Raw genomic sequence first — 18,184 nt, forward strand, 5'->3', positions numbered from 1 at the left:
TGCGGGCTGCGGGCTGCGGGCTGCGGGCTGCGGGCTGCGGGCTGCGGGCTGCGGGCTGCGGGCTGCGGGCTGCGGGCAGTGCGCGGCTTGGCGGGCCAGGCTGGGCTGGTCGAGCTGACTCGGGCCAGCGGGCCTCGGTGGGCTGGCGGCTGGGTAGTGGGCGCGGCTGGGGCACGGGCTTGGCCGGGCGCTCGGCGCTGAGTGGCGGGCGCCGGATGCTGGGCGCGGCGGTGTGGTGGGCGGTATTTCGCTGGCTGGCGACGGATTGCGGCTGGTGTGATGCGGCTTGCGGCTACCGAACGGGCCGCCGGGCGTGGGAGGGGTGGCGTTGACTGCTTTTGTGGCTGAGGCGGGGCTGGCGGACTACCTGGTTGACGATGAGGTGGTCGACTTTCGGAGTCCGGCGGTGGAGGCCGTGATGCAGGAGCTGTGGGCACTGCATGGCGAGGGGTATCCGCGGGCTGCGTTTGAGTGGGTTCGGGATGCGGTGACGCATTCGATGGATGCCGGGGATCGGCGGGTTACCTGGCGAGCCTCGGATGTGGTGTCGCAGGGGACTGGGCTTTGTTATGCCAAGTCGCATCTGTTGGTGGCCCTGTTGCGGGCCAAGGGGATTCCGGCCGGGTTGTGTTATCAGCGGCTGGCTGATGGGGCCGGTGGGTTTGTGCTGCACGGGCTGGTGGGGGTTTGGGCGGCGGAGGAGGGGCGTTGGGCTCGGGTTGATCCTCGGGGGGACAAGCCGGGGGTGTTGACCGAGTACTCGTTGGGGGAGGAGCGGATCGCCTTCGCCGTGGATGCCGGGGCGGGGGAGGTGGACTATCCGACGGTTTACGCGTCGGGGCATCCCGTGGTGGTGGATGTGTTGAAGAAGAGTTCGGACTGTGTGGTGCTGTGCGCGGGAGGGTTGCCCGGGGAACTGTGATGGTGGGCAAGGGGAGCCCGGGCTGAGGAGGAAGAGCGGGGAGGGCAAAGCAAGCGGGTGGGGCAAGTGGGTAGGGCCGGCGGAGTGGGGCTGTGCTGGGGGCATGCGGGGACGAGGCCAGACCAGAGGGCAGGAGCGGCCAGAGCGGGACAGGTCAGGTCATGCCAAGCCTGGCGAGGTGTTGCGGCCAGGCCAGGCCGGGCCAGGTGTCGGGGGCGGCCAGGCGAAGCGAGGCGACGTGCTGAGGTGAGGTGTTGGGGCCTGGCCAGGCCAGACCAGGCGATGCGAGGCACTGTGGCCAGGTGGGGCCAGGCCAGGTGCTGGGGCCAAGCCAGGTGTGGGGGTGAGGCTGGGCCGGCCCTGATGGGGGCTGGTTGGTCAGGGGCCTTCGTAGGCGAGCCAGACCACGCCGGTGGGGGGGAGTTGGAGTTGGGCGGAGGCTGGGCGGCCGTGGTGGGGGTGGGGAGTGGCTTGGATTCGGCCTAGGTTGCCTACGCCGGAGCCGCCGTAGGTTTCGGCGTCTGTGTTGAGGATTTCTCGCCAGTGGCCGGGGTGGGGGAGGCCGATTCGGTAGTCGTGGTGGGGCATGCCGGCGAAGTTGGCGATGCAGGCGACTGGGGTGGCGGTGTGGGTGTCGTAGCGGAGGAAGCTGAGGACGTTGCCCGCCGAATCATTCGCGTCGATCCAGGAGAAGCCTTCGGGGCTGGTGTCCTGGGTGTGCAGGGGTGGGTGGGCGCGGTAGGTGTGGTTCAGGTCCGCGACCAGTTTTTGGATGCCTGCGTGGTGGGGGTCTTCCAGGAGGTGCCAGTCCAGGGAGCGGGACTCGGACCATTCGGCGATCTGGCCGAATTCGCCGCCCATGAAGAGGAGCTGCTTCCCGGGGTGGGCCCACATGAAGGCGAGCAGGGCGCGTAGGCCGGCGGCCTTGTTCCAGTGGTCGCCGGGCATTCTGGTCCAGAGGGAGCCCTTGCCGTGCACGACCTCGTCGTGGGACAGGGGGAGGACGAAGTTCTCGCTCCAGGCGTAGACCAGGGAGAACGTGAGTTCGTTGTGGTGGTAGGACCTGTGCACCGGGTCGTGCTGGAGGTAGCGCAGGGTGTCGTGCATCCAGCCCATGTTCCACTTGAAGCCGAAGCCGAGGCCGCCCAAATGCGTGGGACGGGTGACGCCGGGCCAGGAAGTGGACTCCTCGGCGATCATCATGACGCCGGGGTGTCGCTTGTAGACAGTGGCGTTGAGTTCCTGGAGGAACTGGACCGCGTCCAGGTTTTCCCGGCCGCCGTGGGCGTTCGGCAGCCACTGGCCTTCTTCGCGGGAGTAGTCCAGGTAGAGCATCGAGGCGACCGCGTCCACGCGCAGGCCGTCGATGTGGAATTCGTCGATCCAGTACAGCGCGTTGGCGACCAGGAAGTTGCGGACCTCGGTGCGGCCGAAGTCGAAGACCAGAGTGCCCCAGTCGGGGTGTTCGCCGCGGCGGGGGTCGGCGTGTTCGTACAGCGGCTGGCCGTCGAACTGGGCCAGGGCCCAGGAATCCTTGGGGAAATGGGCCGGGACCCAGTCGACGATGACGCCGATGCCGCGCGAGTGCAGGTGGTCGACGAAGTAGCGGAAATCGTCGGGGCTGCCGAAGCGGGAGGTGGGGGCGTAATAACTGGTGACCTGGTAGCCCCAGGAACCGCCGAAGGGATGTTCGGCCACCGGCATCAGCTCGATGTGGGTGAAGCCGGTCTGCTCGAGGTAGTCGCCGAGTTCCTTGGCCAGTTCGCGGTAGTCCAGGCCCGGCTTCCAGGAACCCAGGTGCACCTCGTACACGCTGATCGGGCTGCGGCTCCAGTCGGTGGCCTCGCGGGTGACCAGCCACTCCGCGTCCACCCACTCGTGCCGGTCCACCGTCACGATCGAGGCGGTGGCCGGCGGCACCTCGGCGGAGAAGGCCAGTGGGTCCGCCTTCTCGTACCAGGAGTTGTCCTGGCCGAGCAGCTTGAACTTGTACTTGGTGCCGGGCTGCACGCCGGGCACGAAGACCTCCCACACGCCGCTGGAACCCAGCGAGCGCATCGGGTTGGCCAGACCGCTCCAGCCGTCGAAGTCTCCGCACACCCGCACGCCGCGCGCGTTCGGCGCCCACACCGCGAACGAGGTGCCGGTGACCAGGCCGTTCGGTGTCTCATAGCTGCGGTAGTGCGCGCCGAGCGCGTCCCACAGGCGTTCGTGCCTGCCCTCGCCGATGAGGTGCAGGTCCAGCTCGCCCAGGGTGGGCAGCCAGCGGTACGGGTCGTCCACCGTCTCGGTGTGGTCGCCGTAGACCACCTCCAGCCGGTAGTCGCCGGGCTGGTGCGGGACCGGGCCGGAGAACAGGCCGATGTCGCCGACCGGGATCAGCGGGTACCGGCCCCCGTCCTGCAGCACGGTCACCGCGCTGGCGTGCGGTTTGAGCGCGCGCACCACCGTGCCGTCGGCGTGCGGGTGCGCGCCCAGCACCGAGTGCGGGTCGTGGTGCGAGCCGGTCAGCAGCCGCCGCACCTCGTCCGGGTGCGGGGCGCAGGCGTCCAGGCTGGTCACGACGGTTCCTCTCCGGAGGTGATCCTGGCGATGGAGGACAGCGGGATGGGCAGCCACTCCGGCCGGTTCGCGTGCTCGTAGGCCACCTCGTAGACGGCCTTGTCCAACTCCAGCGCGCGCAACAGCTCGGCGTGCTCCCGCGGATCGCCCGCCACCTCGGCGTAGCCCGCGCAGAACGCGGTCCGGTTGCGCTGCGCCCATTCCAGCGCGCGCACGGTCAGCTGATGGTCGTCGGTGTGCCCGACCAGGCGCTGGTGCGCGGCGTAGTCGAAGGAGCGCAGCATGCCCGCGACATCGCGCAGCGGCGAGCGCAGCCGGGCGCGCTCGGCCGCGGGCGCGGCGGGCTCGCCCTCGAAGTCGATCAGCACCCAGCCGGTGGCCGTGCGCAGGCACTGGCCCAGGTGCAGGTCCGCGTGCACGTGCTGCACCTCGACCGGCTCACCGTCGGCCACCGCCGCGTCGAAGGCCTTGCGCAACGCCTCGGCGTGCTCGGCCAGCTCCGGCACCGACTCCAGCATGCCGTCCAGTCTGCGGTGCATGGCCGCGACCAGCGCGGTGAGTTCCCCCGGGGTGGCCAGCCGGGTCTCGGCCGCCCGCCGCAGGTCCGCGTGCACCTCGGCCACCGCGTGGCCCAGCCGCCGCGCCTCGCCGGCGAAGTCGCCGCCGACCTCGTCGGCGTGTAAATCCGCCTCGGCCATCAGGTCCCGCACGCTCGCGGTGGCCATCGCCCAGCCGTCCGCCGCACCCTCCACAAAGGACTGCACCATGCCGAGCGTGCCCTCCGGCGCGCTGATCGAGCCCAGCGGCGGCGCGATGTGCTCGCACCCGGCAGCGGCCAGTACCCGGTGCAGCGTCAGGTCCCGGTTCTCCCCTGGCACCAGCTTGCGGAACAGCTTGAGGATGTACTGACTGCCGTAGACCAGCGAGGTGTTGCTCTGCTCCACCCCCACCGGCCGTCCGCGCAGCCCGGTGGTCAGCTCCACTCCGGGCTCCGGCGTGAACCGCAGGTCCTCGATCTCCCGGCCGGCCGCGATCAGCTCGATCAGCTCGCCCGCCAGCTCCGGATCGTGCGCCGCGTCGTAGCAGCCCCAGCCGTCCCAGTCGCAGATCCGGTGTGTCTGCAACCAGTCCGGCAGCACCGGGCGGGCGCCCAGCAGCAGCTGGTACCGCTCCGGCTCGCCGCCCTGGTCCACCTCGACCACGGCCAGCACCAGCGCGGGATCCTGCTCCCGCAACACGGTCAGCCGCCGGGTGCGCACGCCGAGCACCGGCCGGTCCTTGCCGGCGAACCACCGCTGCCCCGGTAGCCAGTCGGGCAGCGCGCCGGTCAGGGCTTCCGGGAGCACGGTGAGGTCGAGCCGGGCTGAGGTCAACGGGCGTCACCACTTTCTGCCGTGGCGGCGATCTGGAACCAGTAGAAACCGTGCCCCGGCAAGGTGAGCAGGTACGGCAGCTCACCGATCGCCGGGAAGTGCACACCGCCGGTCAACTCGATCGGGGTGTACCCCGCGAACGCGGACAGGTCCAGCTCCACCGGCTGCGGGAACCGGGAGAGGTTGTTCACGCAGAAGACCACGTCCTCCGGTTCACCATCCTCCTCCGGTGTCCAGCGCCGCAGGTAGGCCAGCACACTCGGATTGGAGGAGCCCAGTTCGGTGAAGGTGCCCAGCCCGAAGGCCGGGTGCTCCTTGCGGACCTCGATCATCCGCCGGGTCCAGTGCAGCAGCGAGGAGGTGTTGTTCAGCTGCGCCTCGACGTTGACCGCCTGGTAGCCGTACACCGGGTCGTTGATCACCGGCAGGTTGACCCGGTTCGGGTCGCATTTGGAGAACCCGGCGTTGCGGTCCGGCGTCCACTGCATCGGCGTGCGCACGCCGTCGCGGTCGCCGAGCCAGATGTTGTCGCCCATGCCGATCTCGTCGCCGTAGTAGAGCACCGGCGAACCAGGCAGCGACAGCAGCAACGCGGTGAAGAGTTCCTGCTGGTTGCGGTCGTTCTCCAGCAGCGGGGCCAGGCGCCTGCGGATGCCGATGTTGGCCTTCATCCGCGGATCCTTGGCGTACTCCGCGTACATGTAGTCGCGTTCCTCGTCGGTGACCATTTCCAGGGTCAGCTCGTCGTGGTTGCGCAGGAAGATGCCCCACTGGCAGCCCGAGGGGATGGCCGGGGTCTGGGCGAGGATCTCCGAGATCGGGAAACGGCTTTCCCGGCGCACCGCCATGAAGATCCGCGGCATCAGCGGGAAGTGGAAGGCCATGTGGCATTCGTCGCCGCCCAGCTCGGTGGCGCCGAAATAGGGGACCACGTCAGCCGGCCACTGGTTGGCCTCGGCCAGCAGCACCCGGCCCGGGTACTCGTCGTCGACGACCTTGCGGCAACGCTGCAGGAAGGCGTGCGTCTTGGGCAGGTTCTCGCAGTTGGTGCCCTCCTCCTCGAACAGGTAGGGCACCGCGTCCAGCCGGAAACCGTCGATGCCCAGGTCCAGCCAGAACCGCAGCACGTCCAGCATGGCCTCCTGCACCGCGGGGTTCTCGTAGTTGAGATCCGGCTGGTGGGAGAAGAACCGGTGCCAGTAGAACTGCCCGCGCACCGGGTCGTAGGTCCAGTTGGAGCTTTCGGTGTCGACGAAGATGATCCGCGCGTCGGCGTAGCGCGAGTCGTCGTCGCTCCACACGTAGAAGTCGCCGTAGGGCCCCTCGGGATCGCTGCGGGACTGCTGGAACCAGGAGTGCGCGTCCGAGGTGTGGTTGAGCACCAGGTCGGTGATCACCCGGATGCCGCGCCGGTGCGCCTCGTCGAGCAGGTAGACGAAGTCGTCGACGTTGCCGAACTCCGGCAGCACCGAGCGGAAATCGCTGATGTCGTAACCGCCGTCGCGCAGTGGCGAGGCGTAGAACGGCGGCAGCCACAGGCAGTCCACCCCGAGCCAGCGCAGGTAGTCCAGCCGTCCGGCCAGGCCCCGCAGGTCGCCGGAGCCGTCCCCGTTGGAGTCGGAGAAGGCCCGGACCAGCGCCTCGTAGAACACCGCGCGCTGGAACCAGCCGGGCTCACGCGGGGCCAGCCGGGCATGCCGGAAGTCCTCCGCCTTGGGCTCGACCAGATGGCCGTCCGCGGTCAGCGCCTCGCCGGTGTGCTGCACACCCGCTTGGCCGGGCACAACAGTCATGGACGCCTCCACACGGGACTCTCGGGGCTTGGGCAATGACGACCAGCCTTCGTCAGCTTCGTGATCAACAGGTTTCGGTTCAGTAGCGTTGGATCGTCACGACGTGGGCGACCGAGTGATGCGGTTCCAGCCGGACGAAGTTGCCCTGACCCCAGTCCCAGATGTCTCCGGTGACCTCGTCGCGGGCAACGAAACGCTCTCCCCAGTCCATACCCAGTGCGGGCAGGTCCAACCACAACGTGCCCTGCTGGCCGTTGTTCGGGTCCAGGTTGACCACCACCACGACGGTGTCCCCGGTGGCCGGATCCTGTTTGGAGTAGGCGATCAGCGCGTCGTTGTCCACGTGGTGGAAGTGCAGCGTGCGCAGCTGGTGCAGGGCCGGATGCGCCCGCCGGATCCCGTTCAGCCTGCGCAGCCACGGCTCCAGCGACCGGCCCTCGGCCAGCGCCGCGGCGAAGTCCCGCGGCCGCAGCTCGTACTTCTCCGAGTCCAGGTACTCCTCGCTGCCCGGCCGCACCGCGGTGCCCTCGTACAGCTCGTACCCCGAGTACACGCCCCAGCTCGGCGAGAGCGTGGCGGCCAGCGCGGCCCGGATGGCGAACATCGCCGGACCGCCGTGCTGCAACGACTCGTGCAGGATGTCCGGGGTGTTGACGAACAGGTTGGGCGTGCCGTCCAGGCAGTGCTCGACCAGGCTCACGCCGAAGTCGATCAGCTCCTGCTTGGCGGTGCGCCAGGTGAAGTAGGTGTAGTACTGGGTGAAGCCGCGCCGGGCCAGCCCGTACATCCGGGCCGGGCGGGTGAACGCCTCGGATAGGAACAGCACATCCGGATGGGTCTGCTTGACCTGCCAGATCAGCCAGTGCCAGAAGTCCGGCGGCTTGGTGTGCGGGTTGTCCACCCGGAAGATCCGCACCCCGTGCTCGGCCCAGTGCAGCACCACCCGGAGCACCTCGGCGTAGATGCCCTGCGGGTCGTTGTCGAAGTTGACCGGGTAGATGTCCTGGTACTTCTTCGGCGGGTTCTCCGCGTAGGCGATCGTGCCGTCCGGCCGCACGGTGAACCACTCCGGGTGCTCGGCGGCCCAGGGGTGGTCCGGCGCGCACTGCAGGGCCAGGTCCAGGGCAATCTCCATGCCCAGCTCGCCTGCCCGGTGCACGAAGCCCTTGAACTCCTCCAGCGTGCCCAGGTCGGGGTGGATCGCGTCGTGCCCGCCCTCCTCGGCGCCGATCGCCCACGGCGAACCAGGGTCCTCCGGCACCGAGACCAGGCTGTTGTTCGGGCCCTTCCGGTTGATCCGTCCGATCGGGTGAATTGGCGGCAGGTAGACCACGTCGAAGCCCATGCCCGCGATCCGGTCCAGCGCCGCGGTGGCCGTGCTGAACGTGCCGTGCACCGGCTTGCCCGAGGAGTCCCAGCCGCCGGTGGAGCGCGGGAACAGCTCGTACCAGGAGCTGTACCGGGCGCGCTGGCGGTCCGCCCACAGCTGCTGCCACTTGCCCTTGGTCAGCAGCTCGCGCACCGGGTGGTCGTGCATGATCCGTTGCACCGGCTCGGACAGCGCCAGTGCGATCCGCTCCGGCAGTCCCCTGGCGGCATCGCGCAGGCCGAGCGCGGCCGCCATCAGCTGTGCCCGCTCGTTGCGCCGATCGGGTCGGCGGGCCACCCGTTCGAGCAGCCGGGCGCCGATCTCCAGGTCGTTGTCCAGTTCGGCCGCGCCCTGACCGGCGCCGACCTTGACCTCCACCGCGTGCCGCCAGGTGGCCCACGGGTCACTCCAGGCGTCGATCCGGAAGGTCCACAGGCCCTCCCGATCGGGGGTGATCACCGCCGTCCAGCGGTCCAGGCCGACGCCCTCCGGGACCATCCGGGTCTGCCGGGACACCCGGTCGCCGGGGCCTTTCCAGGTCACGGTGGCCGCGATCGCGTCGTGGCCCTCCCGCCAGACCGTGGCAAACACCGGAACATGTTCGCCGGCAACGGTTTTGGCGGGGAAACGTCCGCAGTCGATGAGGGGGGAGACCTCGTCGATACCGAGCCGACCAGTCACCGGCGCCGCCCTTCGTCACGCTCAGGATTCGGGTAGTTGCAAGCATGCCTGACTCGATCCAGCCAGCCCTCACCGGCCTAGGCGGCTGCATCACACGAATTGACGATGTCCCGTCGCTTCGCTCGCCCTTGTTGGGGTAGCCCGCTGTGCGCTGGCGCACACTCATCATGGGCGGGTTCCCCCGAGCGGTCCAGTCCCGACCAGGGGGCCTTGTGGACAGATTCCGGCCTGTGGATCGTGCAATTGTTTGCAGGCTGCGCTGGGAATGTTGCCACCGGTGCGGGGGCGCGGGATATGGTCCGCGTCCGTGAGAGCTTTGCGTCGCTTCACCGTCCGCGCCAGCCTGCCCGAGCCGATCGCCGCGCTGGGGCGACTGGCGACCAACCTCCGCTGGGCCTGGCATCCGCCCACCCAGGACCTGTTCGCCACGGTCGATGAGACCATCTGGCAGGACACCGGCGGCGACCCGATCCGGCTGCTCGCCCAGGTCCCGGTGGAACGGCTGCAGAAGCTGGCCACCGACGAGAGCTTCCTCACCCGGACCAGGGCCATCGACGACGACCTGCAGCGCTACCTCGGCCAGCCGCGCTGGTACCAGCGGCGGCAGGAGGAGATCGAGGGTGCCCAGGGCGTCGGCGAGCAGACCCTGCCCGCCTCCATCGCCTACTTCTCGATGGAGTTCGGCGTCACCGAAGCGCTGCCGAACTACTCCGGCGGCCTCGGCGTGCTGGCGGGCGATCACCTCAAGGCAGCCTCCGACCTGGGCGTGCCGCTGATCGGCGTCGGCCTGCTCTACCGCTCCGGCTACTTCCGGCAGTCGCTGTCCCTGGACGGCTGGCAGGTCGAGCACTACCCGGTGCTGGACCCGCGCGGCCTGCCCCTGGAGCCGCTGACCGAGCCCTCCGGCGCGCCGATCCTGGTGCACGTGGCCATGCCGGCCGGCCGGGTGCTGCGCGCGCGGATCTGGAAGGCCCAGGTCGGCCGGGTGCCGCTGCTGCTGCTCGACTCCGACGTCGAGGACAACGACGACGACCTGCGCGGGGTCACCGACCGGCTCTACGGCGGCGACCAGAACCACCGCATCCGGCAGGAGATCCTGGCAGGCATCGGCGGCGTGCGCGCGGTCCGGGTGTACTGCGAGCTGACCGGGCACCCGCAGCCCGCGGTCTTCCACACCAACGAGGGCCACGCCGGTTTCCTCGGCCTGGAACGCATCCGCGAGCTGGTCACCACCGAGAACCTGGACTTCGACCAGGCGCTGTCCACCGTGCGCGCGGGCACCGTGTTCACCACGCACACCCCGGTCCCGGCGGGCATCGACCGCTTCCCGGTCGACCTGGTGCAGCACTACTTCGGCGCGCCCGGCAACGAGTCCGGCGGCCTGCTGCCCGGCATCCCCTCCGAGCGGGTGCTCGCCCTGGGCGCCGAGCAGAACCCCGGCATGTTCAACATGGCGCACATGGGCCTGCGCCTTGGCCAGCGCGCCAACGGCGTGTCCCAGCTGCACGGCAAGGTCAGCCGGGAGATGTTCTCCGGGCTGTGGCCGGGCTTCGACGTCAGCGAGGTCCCGATCGGCTCGGTGACCAACGGCGTGCACGGCCCGACCTGGGCCGCCACCGAGATCAGCAAGCTGCTCGGTGAGTCCGAAGTGGACAGTGGGGTCGGCCTGCGCGGGTTCGAGCCGGTCACCGACGCGCGGCTGTGGGAACTGCGCAGCACGCTGCGCTCCCGGCTGGTCGAGGAGATCCGCCGCCGGGTCAAGGTGTCCTGGCTGCAGCGTGGCGCCTCCGCGCTGGAACTGGGCTGGACCAGCTCGGTCTTCGACCCCGAGGTGCTCACCGTCGGCTTCGCCCGCCGGGTGCCCACCTACAAGCGGCTCACCCTGATGCTGCGCGACGCCGACCGGCTGCGCGAACTGCTGCTGCACCCCGAACGCCCGGTGCAGCTGGTGGTCGCCGGCAAATCGCACCCGGCCGACGACGGCGGCAAGGCGCTGATCCAGCAGATCGTGCGCTTCGCCGACGACGCCGGCGTGCGCCACCGGATCGTGTTCCTGCCCGACTACGACATGTCCATGGCCCGGTACCTGTACTGGGGCTGCGACGTGTGGCTGAACAACCCGCTGCGCCCGCTGGAAGCCTGCGGCACCTCGGGCATGAAGTCCGCGCTCAACGGCGGCCTCAACCTGTCCATCCGGGACGGCTGGTGGGACGAGTTCCACGACGGCAGCAACGGCTGGGCCATCCCCACCGCCGACGGCGTCAGCGACCCCAACCGCCGCGACGACCTGGAGGCCACCGCGCTCTACGAGCTGCTCGGCAACCAGGTCGCCCCGCTGTTCTACGACCGCGGCCCGGACGGCGTGCCCGCCCAGTGGATGGCCATGGTCCGGCACACCCTGGCCTCCCTCGGCCCGAACGTGCAGGCCTCCCGCATGGTCAAGGAGTACGTGGAGACCTACTACGCGCCGGCCGGCCGCTCCGCGCACGCGGTGCGGGACAACGGTTTCGCCGGGGCCAAGGAGCTGACCGGCTACCGGCACCGGATGCAGGCCGCGTGGAGCCGGGTCAAGGTGCTCGACACCGAGTTCGCCACCAACGGCAGCTCCGCCACCCCGGTGCTCGGCGCCACCGTGCCGGTCACCGCCCGGGTCGAACTGGCCGGCCTGGAACCGGCCGAGGTCGAGGTGCAGGCCGTGGTCGGCCGGGTGGACGACGCGGACGAGCTGCGCGACGTGGTCACCGTGCCGATGCGCTACGAGGGCGACGGGCGCTACTTCGCCGAGATCGAGCTGCCGTACGCGGGATCGGCGGGGTACACCGTGCGGGTGCTGCCGCGGCACCCGCTGCTGGCCTCGGCGGCCGAACTGGGTCGCGTGGTGCTGGCGGGCTGAGCGTGCCCGAGGACGACCTCATCGCGGAGGTGGCGCTCCTGCTGGCCGAACGGGCCGAGCCGGGGCGCCACCACATCGCGGCCGGACTGAAGCTGGACGGCGGTGCGGTGGTGACCGCGCTGAACCTGGCCTCGCGGTTCGGCGCCGGTTCGGTATGCGCGGAGCAACTCGCCTTCGGCATCTGGGCCCGGTTCCACCGCGAGCCGGTGCGGACCGTCGTCGCGCTGCGGGCCACCTTCGCCGCGGAGAGCGCCTACGAGATCGTCGCGCCCTGCGGCCGGTGCCGGGAGATCACGCTGGAATACGCGCCACGGGCCCAGGTTCTGCTGCCCGACCCGGGAGCGGCCACCGGCATTCGTGCCACGCCGGTGACCGCGCTCTTACCTGATCCATTTGTGCGACGGATCACGGTGGAGCCGGATCGGAACTGAAAGCGTGGACGCATGCGGTCTGTGCAGGCGCGGAAATCGGTGCTGCGATTCTTCCGCAGGGAGGACCTGGAGCCCTACCCGCGCAGCACGATGAGCCGGGAACCCAGCCCGCTGCTCACCGCGGGGGAGCTGGCCCAGATCGAGGACTTCGCCCGCCGGTTCACCGCCTCCGGACAGTGCGAGTTCAGCCGCGACCTGAGCGGGGTGCCCGCGCACGTCCGGATGTTCCTGGCCGGACTCGCCTCGCTGGGCGCGGTGCGGGTGGAGGTCAGGGAGCGCACGGTCCAGGTCTGGGAATCCGGCCGGATGGCCAGGCACGTCCCGCTCATGCTCAGCCTGTACCACCGCAACGGCTACACACTGGTCGAGGACTGGAACCGGTCGGGTGTGCTGCTGGAGGACTGCCTCAGCGGGGTCGAGTTCGCGCACCGGATCGAACTGCGCCGGATCGAGCAGGACCGCCGCTCCGGCGCCTTCCCCGAGCCGTTGGCCGAACGCCCGGTCGCCTTCGGGATCTTCCACGCCCGCAATGCACGCGGCGAGAGCTGCTACCTGTTCGAGCTGAACAAGGACTGGGCCCGGCTCAACCTCATCGGCGGTAAGCAGGAGCCCGAGGACGGCGGCGACTTCAGCGTCACGCTGCATCGGGAGATCTCCGAGGAACTGGGCATCGCCCCGGCCAGGGTGACCCTGAACCAGCTCAACCCCGAACCCATCGTCGGGTACGGCCTCAGCGGCAACGCGGGCAGTCTCGCCAGGTACCCCTGCGTGCTGTTCGGGGTCCGGGTGCGCGGCGGGTTCGGCATCCGGCCGAAGGACCAGTGGGTCACCGAGGCGGATATCCGCGCCGCCATGGCCGCCGAGGACTGCCCGATCATGGTGAACCCGGAGTACCTGGCCTTTCTGCTGGAAGGCAGTCCCAGCAGGCTCGCCCGGTGCCCGCTCAGCACGGACGAGGTGGTGCGCACCGAGCCCGCCGCGGCCGTCGAGTTCCGCGGCCGGCCCACGCCCACGGCCGTGGCGGCCTACGCGTCGCGACCGGCCTTCGCGCGCCGGGACGTGCTGCTGGTGTTCCTGACCGTGCTGGCCGGGCTGCTGCTGGCGCTCTACCTCGCGCGCTGAGCCGGGGCCGGTGCCCCTTGGAAGCCGTGCAGGTGCTGGCCAAGCTGCTGCTCGACGACCTCGGGCTGCCCGCCGACACCCGGATCGAGCTGATCAAGCACCGGAACCGGCGGAACTGGCGGGAGCACCACCCCGGTCCGCGGGCCAAGATCCGGCACCTCGGCGCGGGGCTGGCGCACGAGGGGCCCTTCGCCGGGCGGCTGGTCGCGCTGAGCGGGCTTGAGCCGGAGCTGCGGCTGATGGCGGCCGGGCTGGATCCGCTCGACGTGGTCTCGGTGACCTCACGGCTGTTCGACCCGGCAGGCGCCTTCCTCGGCCACCTGGCGATCATGAACCTGCACCCCGAGGGCTTCGACGATCTGGACACCCTGCTGGGCGCCATCGCCGAGGTGACCAGCGGCATCCCCGGCTACCTGGTGGCCAGCGGCCGGTACTACCACTTCTACGGACGCGTGGTCCTGGCCGATCCGGACTGGCTCGACTTCCTGGTCGGGTTCCTGATGCCGTGCGTGCTGGTGAGCCCGCGCTACATCGGGCACAGCCTGTTCCGCCGGTTCTGCACGGTGCGGCTCACCGCGGCCAGGCCGTACAAACCGACCGTGCCCACCCTGCTGGCCACCTGCTAGTTCAGCAGCGCCACACCCAGGTTCAGCGCGGTCGCGTACAGCAGCCAGCCGAAATACGGGACCAGCAACCAGGTGGCCGCCTTGCTCACCTTCGCCGCGCTGCACAGGGTCACCCACACCATCACGTCCAGCACCACGATCAGGATCAGGGCGGGCCAGAGCCACTTGATCGCGAAGAAGATCGGGGTCCAGGCCAGGTTGAACATCAGCTGGGTCCACCACTGCCACAGGCCGCGGCTGACCTCCAGCGGGTGGGTGTCGCGGTGCAGCCACAGTTGCCAGGCGGCCAGCGCGATCAGGCCGTACATGACGGTCCAGATCGGCGGGAACATCCAGTTGGGCGGGGTGAAGAAGGGTTTGGGCGCGGTGTTGTACCAGGCCGCGACGCCCGCTCTGGCCGAGATGCCTGCCACCGCCGCGACCAGGTAGCTGGCCAGCAGGAAACCGACCAGGACGACGACGCTGCGCGGTCCGGAGGTCCAGGAGGCGCGTGGCGGCATGTCTGACAGCAGATCGCATCCGCCAGGTGGCGGCAAGCCGGGTCAGGTGACGCTGAGCCGGGCCCGGGTGCCCGCGACCCTGGGCCACCACGGGGCCAGCGTCTCCGCCTCGTCCAAGGCCAGCCGGGCGGCCCGGTTGTCACCGGTGGCCATCAGGGCCCTGGCCAGGGTGGCCAGGTCGTCGGCGCGGCTGAGGGTGGCGCCGCTGTGCCGGGCGCCGGAGCGGGCCAGCATGGCGGCCCGGTCGGCGTTGCCCGCGAGCAGTTCCAGCAGGGCCTTGGTGCCGGTGAGCTTGAAACCCGGGTAGCCGAGCTGTTCGGCGTCGTCGACCGCCTGCCGCGCGGTGGGCAGGCCGGTGGCCGCGTCCAGCTGGCCGACCTCCACCGCGTTCGCGGTCAGCGCGGCCAGCGAGGCCAGTGCGAAGGCCAGGTCCCGGGGTTCCTGGGTGGGGTCGGAGACCAGGCCGATGGTCAGCGCCAGCGCTTCGGCGTAGCGGCCGCGGGCCTCCAGTAGCGCGATCCGGGTGGCGGTGGTGGTGCGCCTGCCCGGGTGTTCCCTGGAGAGTTCGGCGGTCAGCGCCTCGGCGGTCTCCAGGTCGCCGCCGTTGACCGCGTCGATGGCCTCGTTCACCAGCGGCGCGGACTGCCATTCGGCGACCCGGTGCTTGGGCAACCTGGGCAACTGGAACAGCAGCCACCCGGTGGAGGTGGTGCCCGCGTCCCGGCGCGGCAGCAGGCAGTACACGCCCGAGGCCAGCGCGCCGACGGCCAGACCGCGGCCGAACGGGGCGTCCACGACGGTGAAGGTGGCCGCCGCGGCTCCGGCGCCACAGACCGCCGACACCGCGCCGGCCAGCCACATCCGGGACTGCGCGGGCGCGGCCCCCGGTCCGACCGACACACCGAGCAGGATCGGCAGCAGGCGCAGCGACACCGTCCGGCGCGGCGTCCGCAGTTCGTAGACCCGGGCGCCCAGGCCCAGCACCACGTCGTGCACCCGCACCCGCAGTGCCAGCGCGCCGACGAGCAGGCCGAGCTGCAACGCCATGAGTTCGGCCAGCATGCCGATCACCGCGCCGAGCAGGCCGACCACCGCCGGATCGAGGGCACGTTCCAGGGCCACCACGGCGATGGCCGCGGAGGCGATGAACATCCGTCCGGGTCGGATCGGGCGAGTCAGGGAGCCCATGCTTTCGAGACGGTACGCGGTACTCGCCGGTTCCGTCGGGCGTCCGGACGTATGCGAGGGTGGCAAGGTGTGCCCGATGGGGCAGCGGCGGTCCACGCTGGTGAGCGTGGGCGTGCTAGGGAGCTGCTGGGCTCACCTGCCCTTTCCGGCGACCGGACGGACGGTGGAACGGGCCAGGGCGATGGTTGCGGCCGGACCGGAACTGGTCAGGGCCGACGGCGGCCTGCCCCGGCCCCGCGGCGCAACCGAATTGTCGCCCGATGGGGCGGAATCGCGGTGTACGCGGGGAAAAGGGCTGGACAACGTCACGGGCAGCGGAACTCCGGCGGCGGCAGCGTGCCATCGAGCAGGTAGGCGTGCACCCGGTCCCGCACACAGCGTTCGCCGCTGAGGTAGAGGCCGTGTTTGCGCCCGGCCACGGTGATCAGCGAGCTGCCCGGCAGCATCCGGTGCACCCGCTGCGCGCCGTCGTGCGGCGTGGCCGGGTCCTCGGTCGCGCTGGCCAGCAGCACCGGCGGCAGTCCGGCGGGCTGGAAGCGGTGTGGCGGGTTGCTCGCCGGGACCGGCCACCCGGCGCACTGCCGGGCCTGGAACCAGACGAAGGCGGCGGAGAGCCGGGGTTCGATCCGCTCGGCCCGGCGCACCAGTTCGGCCAGGCCGGTGAAGTCGGCGGGCTCGGCCGGCAGGTCCAGGCAGAGCTGCGCGCGGCCGGGCTGGAGGTGGCCGGGGCGCAGCACATCCGGGCGCAGGAAGCCGGAGCCGTCACCGCGCAGGGCTTCGGCGAGCAGGTCGAAGCGCTCGCCGAAGAGGTAGAGCATGCTCGCGATCCGGATGTCCGCCGGCGTGGCCGGTCCGGAGCCGGTGCGGACCAGCCGGTCCCACAGCCGCAGCGGATCGCCCGGCACGCAGCGCTGCTCCCGGCACCAGTCCCGGAAGCGGTCCAGCCGCCCGGCCATCCGCCGCGCCCCGCTGAGCATGGACTCGGCGAAGGGCTCGGTGTGGTCGAGCACGCTGTCCAGCGCCATCGCCTGCACCCGCTGCGGGAACAGTTCGGCGTAGGCCTGGCCGACCAGGGTGCCGTAGGAGTTGCCGAAGTAGCGGATCCGCTGCTCGCCGAGGGCTGCCCGGATCGCGTCCACGTCCCGGGCCACGTCGGTGGCGGCCAGGTGCGGCAGCAGGGCGTCGTTGCCGCAGGTCTTGGCGAAGCCGCGCAGCCGGGCCTGGTGCGCGGTGTGCTCGAACTGGCTCGCGGTGATGCCGAGATCGTCGGTGGCGGTGGCCGGATCGCAGCGCAGCGGGGCGCTGGCGCCCAGGCCGCGGAGGTCGAAGACGACCACGTCGAAGAACTCGGTCAGCTCGGCCAGCCGGGCGCGGCGGGCCGGGTCGGTGGCCCAGGGCAGGCCGGGGGCGGGGCCACCGAGCTGGGCCAGCACGGTGCCGCGGCGGGTGGCCGGGTCGCGGGCCGGGATGCGGGCCAGGGCGAGGTCGACCTTGTCGGCCTGGGGCGCGGACCAGTCGCGGGGGACCGGCAGGGTGGCGCACTGGACCTGCTGGTCACCACAGGGGGACCAGGACAGCGCGGGCGTGCTGCTCGCCGCGGCGGGTAGCACCGCGGCGAGCAGCAGGCCGACGAGGGACAGGGCGAGCACGGGCAGGCGGCGCATGCGACCGAGCCTGGCGGTCGCCGCCGCGCACCGGCTCAGGGACGTCCCGGAGCCGATCCCCGAGCCGGACCCCGGGGTGGCGCTGGTCAGGGCACCGCCGGCGTGCCCCCTGGCACCACCGGGAGCCCGGCCGCCTTCCACGCCCGGAACCCGCCGACCAGGTCGGTGGCCCGGTGCAGGCCCAGCCGTTGCACGTCCCTGGCGGCCAGGCTGGAGGAATAGCCCTCGTTGCAGACGATGATCACCTGTCGGTCGGCGTGCAGGCCCGGCAGGCGCCACTCGCCGCGCGGATCCAGCCGCCACTCCAGCACGATCCGCTCCACCGGCACCGCGTCCGGGATCTCGCCCTCGGCGGCCCGGTTGGCCAGCGGCCGGATGTCCACCACCAGCGCGCCTGCCTGGCGCAACTCCTCGGCGGCGGCCGGTTCCACCCGGTCCAGCACGGCCCTGGCCTGCGCCAGCAACTCCTCGACGGTCTGGGTCATCGGCTCTCCTCCGACGGCGTGCGCGGTCCGGGCACCGCGACGTACTCGGCCAGCGTGGCGTACTCGGTGGTCGGCAGCAGCGGCGGCGAGTAGGCGTGCACGCTGGCCGCGCCGGGCACGCCCAGGTTGCGCACCTGGTGCGCCCGGCCGCGGCCGAAGGCGACGGTGGCGCCGGTGGCCCGGTCGGCCGAGCGGATCGGGCCGCCCGGGTAGCGGTAGTCCTCGCGCAACTCGCCCTGCAGCACGGTGAACGAGCCGGACGCGCCGCCGTGGTCGTGCGGCAGGGTGCCCTGGCCCTGGGACCAGGACAGCAGCCACAGCTCCACGCCCTCGGTCAGCGCCAGCCGCGCCCACCAGCGTTCCTCAGTGCCGAATTCCAGGATGGACAGCAGCGGCGTGGTCAGCTCGGTGGTCACCGTGGTGGTCAGGCCGCGCAGTTCCTGCGGGGTCCACAGCGGACGGCGCGGATGCAGCAGATCGTGCAGGTAGGGCAGGTCCAGGGCCGGGTGGATCTCCGGACGGGACAGGGAAGTCGTCACGTGCTCGCTCCAGGTCGCGGGTGGCTTCGATGGGTG

General features: G+C 71.1%; 14 protein-coding genes. 5 read left to right on the top strand and 9 right to left on the bottom strand.

The window, feature by feature from the left end:
* Positions 1-340: 340 nt before the first annotated feature.
* Positions 341-922 (top strand): transglutaminase family protein, encoded by a 582-nt coding sequence (locus tag MZC64_RS30625; RefSeq protein ID WP_247760841.1) that lies wholly within the window; start codon positions 341-343, stop codon positions 920-922.
* 378 nt (positions 923-1,300) lie between these two features.
* On the opposite strand, the gene glgB is transcribed toward MZC64_RS30625, so the two are convergent.
* From glgB to MZC64_RS30645, 4 genes are all read right to left on the bottom strand, one after another.
* On the bottom strand, positions 1,301-3,484 hold the full coding sequence (glgB, locus tag MZC64_RS30630) for a 1,4-alpha-glucan branching protein GlgB (RefSeq protein WP_247760840.1): 2,184 nt from the start codon (positions 3,482-3,484) through the stop codon (positions 1,301-1,303).
* Positions 3,481-4,857, bottom strand: a complete 1,377-nt coding sequence (locus tag MZC64_RS30635) for an aminoglycoside phosphotransferase (protein WP_247760834.1) — start codon at positions 4,855-4,857, stop codon at positions 3,481-3,483. Before MZC64_RS30635 ends, glgB begins: the two co-directional genes overlap by 4 nt.
* Positions 4,854-6,650 carry a maltose alpha-D-glucosyltransferase gene (treS, locus tag MZC64_RS30640; RefSeq protein ID WP_247760833.1) on the bottom strand — a complete coding sequence of 599 codons (1,797 nt, stop codon included), beginning with the start codon at positions 6,648-6,650 and terminating at the stop codon, positions 4,854-4,856. The genes MZC64_RS30635 and treS overlap by 4 nt, the downstream gene beginning before the upstream one ends.
* 79 nt (positions 6,651-6,729) lie before the next feature.
* The gene (locus tag MZC64_RS30645; RefSeq protein WP_247760829.1) at positions 6,730-8,700 is read right to left on the bottom strand and encodes an alpha-1,4-glucan--maltose-1-phosphate maltosyltransferase; all 1,971 of its coding nucleotides are present in this window, start codon (positions 8,698-8,700) and stop codon (positions 6,730-6,732) included.
* 307 nt (positions 8,701-9,007) lie between these two features.
* Between MZC64_RS30645 and glgP the strand changes: the two genes are divergently transcribed.
* Genes glgP through MZC64_RS30665 form a run of 4 tightly spaced genes read left to right on the top strand, consistent with a single transcriptional unit; the run spans position 9,008 to position 13,772 of the window.
* Positions 9,008-11,593 carry an alpha-glucan family phosphorylase gene (glgP, locus tag MZC64_RS30650; protein ID WP_247760827.1) on the top strand — a complete coding sequence of 862 codons (2,586 nt, stop codon included), beginning with the start codon at positions 9,008-9,010 and terminating at the stop codon, positions 11,591-11,593.
* Positions 11,594-11,595: 2 nt separating this feature from the next.
* Entirely contained in the window at positions 11,596-12,024 is a 429-nt protein-coding gene (locus MZC64_RS30655; RefSeq protein ID WP_247760821.1) for a hypothetical protein, read from the top strand.
* A 12-nt stretch (positions 12,025-12,036) separates the two neighbouring features.
* Positions 12,037-13,146, top strand: a complete 1,110-nt coding sequence (locus MZC64_RS30660; protein ID WP_247760820.1) for an NUDIX domain-containing protein — start codon at positions 12,037-12,039, stop codon at positions 13,144-13,146.
* A 17-nt stretch (positions 13,147-13,163) separates the two neighbouring features.
* Positions 13,164-13,772, top strand: coding sequence for a hypothetical protein (locus tag MZC64_RS30665; RefSeq protein WP_247760818.1), 609 nt, complete (start codon positions 13,164-13,166; stop codon positions 13,770-13,772).
* On the opposite strand, the gene MZC64_RS30670 is transcribed toward MZC64_RS30665, so the two are convergent.
* The 5 genes from MZC64_RS30670 to MZC64_RS30690 form a co-directional block, all read right to left on the bottom strand.
* The gene (locus MZC64_RS30670) at positions 13,769-14,272 is read right to left on the bottom strand and encodes a TspO/MBR family protein (RefSeq protein ID WP_247760814.1); all 504 of its coding nucleotides are present in this window, start codon (positions 14,270-14,272) and stop codon (positions 13,769-13,771) included. The genes MZC64_RS30665 and MZC64_RS30670 overlap by 4 nt on opposite strands.
* A gap of 42 nt (positions 14,273-14,314) precedes the next feature.
* On the bottom strand, positions 14,315-15,460 hold the full coding sequence (locus MZC64_RS30675) for a hypothetical protein (RefSeq protein WP_247760812.1): 1,146 nt from the start codon (positions 15,458-15,460) through the stop codon (positions 14,315-14,317).
* A gap of 305 nt (positions 15,461-15,765) precedes the next feature.
* Positions 15,766-17,124, bottom strand: coding sequence for an alpha/beta hydrolase (locus tag MZC64_RS30680; protein ID WP_247760810.1), 1,359 nt, complete (start codon positions 17,122-17,124; stop codon positions 15,766-15,768).
* Positions 17,125-17,210: 86 nt separating this feature from the next.
* Positions 17,211-17,609, bottom strand: coding sequence for a rhodanese-like domain-containing protein (locus MZC64_RS30685; RefSeq protein ID WP_247760809.1), 399 nt, complete (start codon positions 17,607-17,609; stop codon positions 17,211-17,213).
* Positions 17,606-18,148, bottom strand: coding sequence for a cysteine dioxygenase family protein (locus tag MZC64_RS30690; protein ID WP_247760808.1), 543 nt, complete (start codon positions 18,146-18,148; stop codon positions 17,606-17,608). The genes MZC64_RS30685 and MZC64_RS30690 overlap by 4 nt, the downstream gene beginning before the upstream one ends.
* Positions 18,149-18,184: the final 36 nt, after the last annotated feature.

This window comes from Crossiella sp. S99.2, assembly GCF_023094165.1.
Classification (GTDB): domain Bacteria; phylum Actinomycetota; class Actinomycetes; order Mycobacteriales; family Pseudonocardiaceae; genus Crossiella.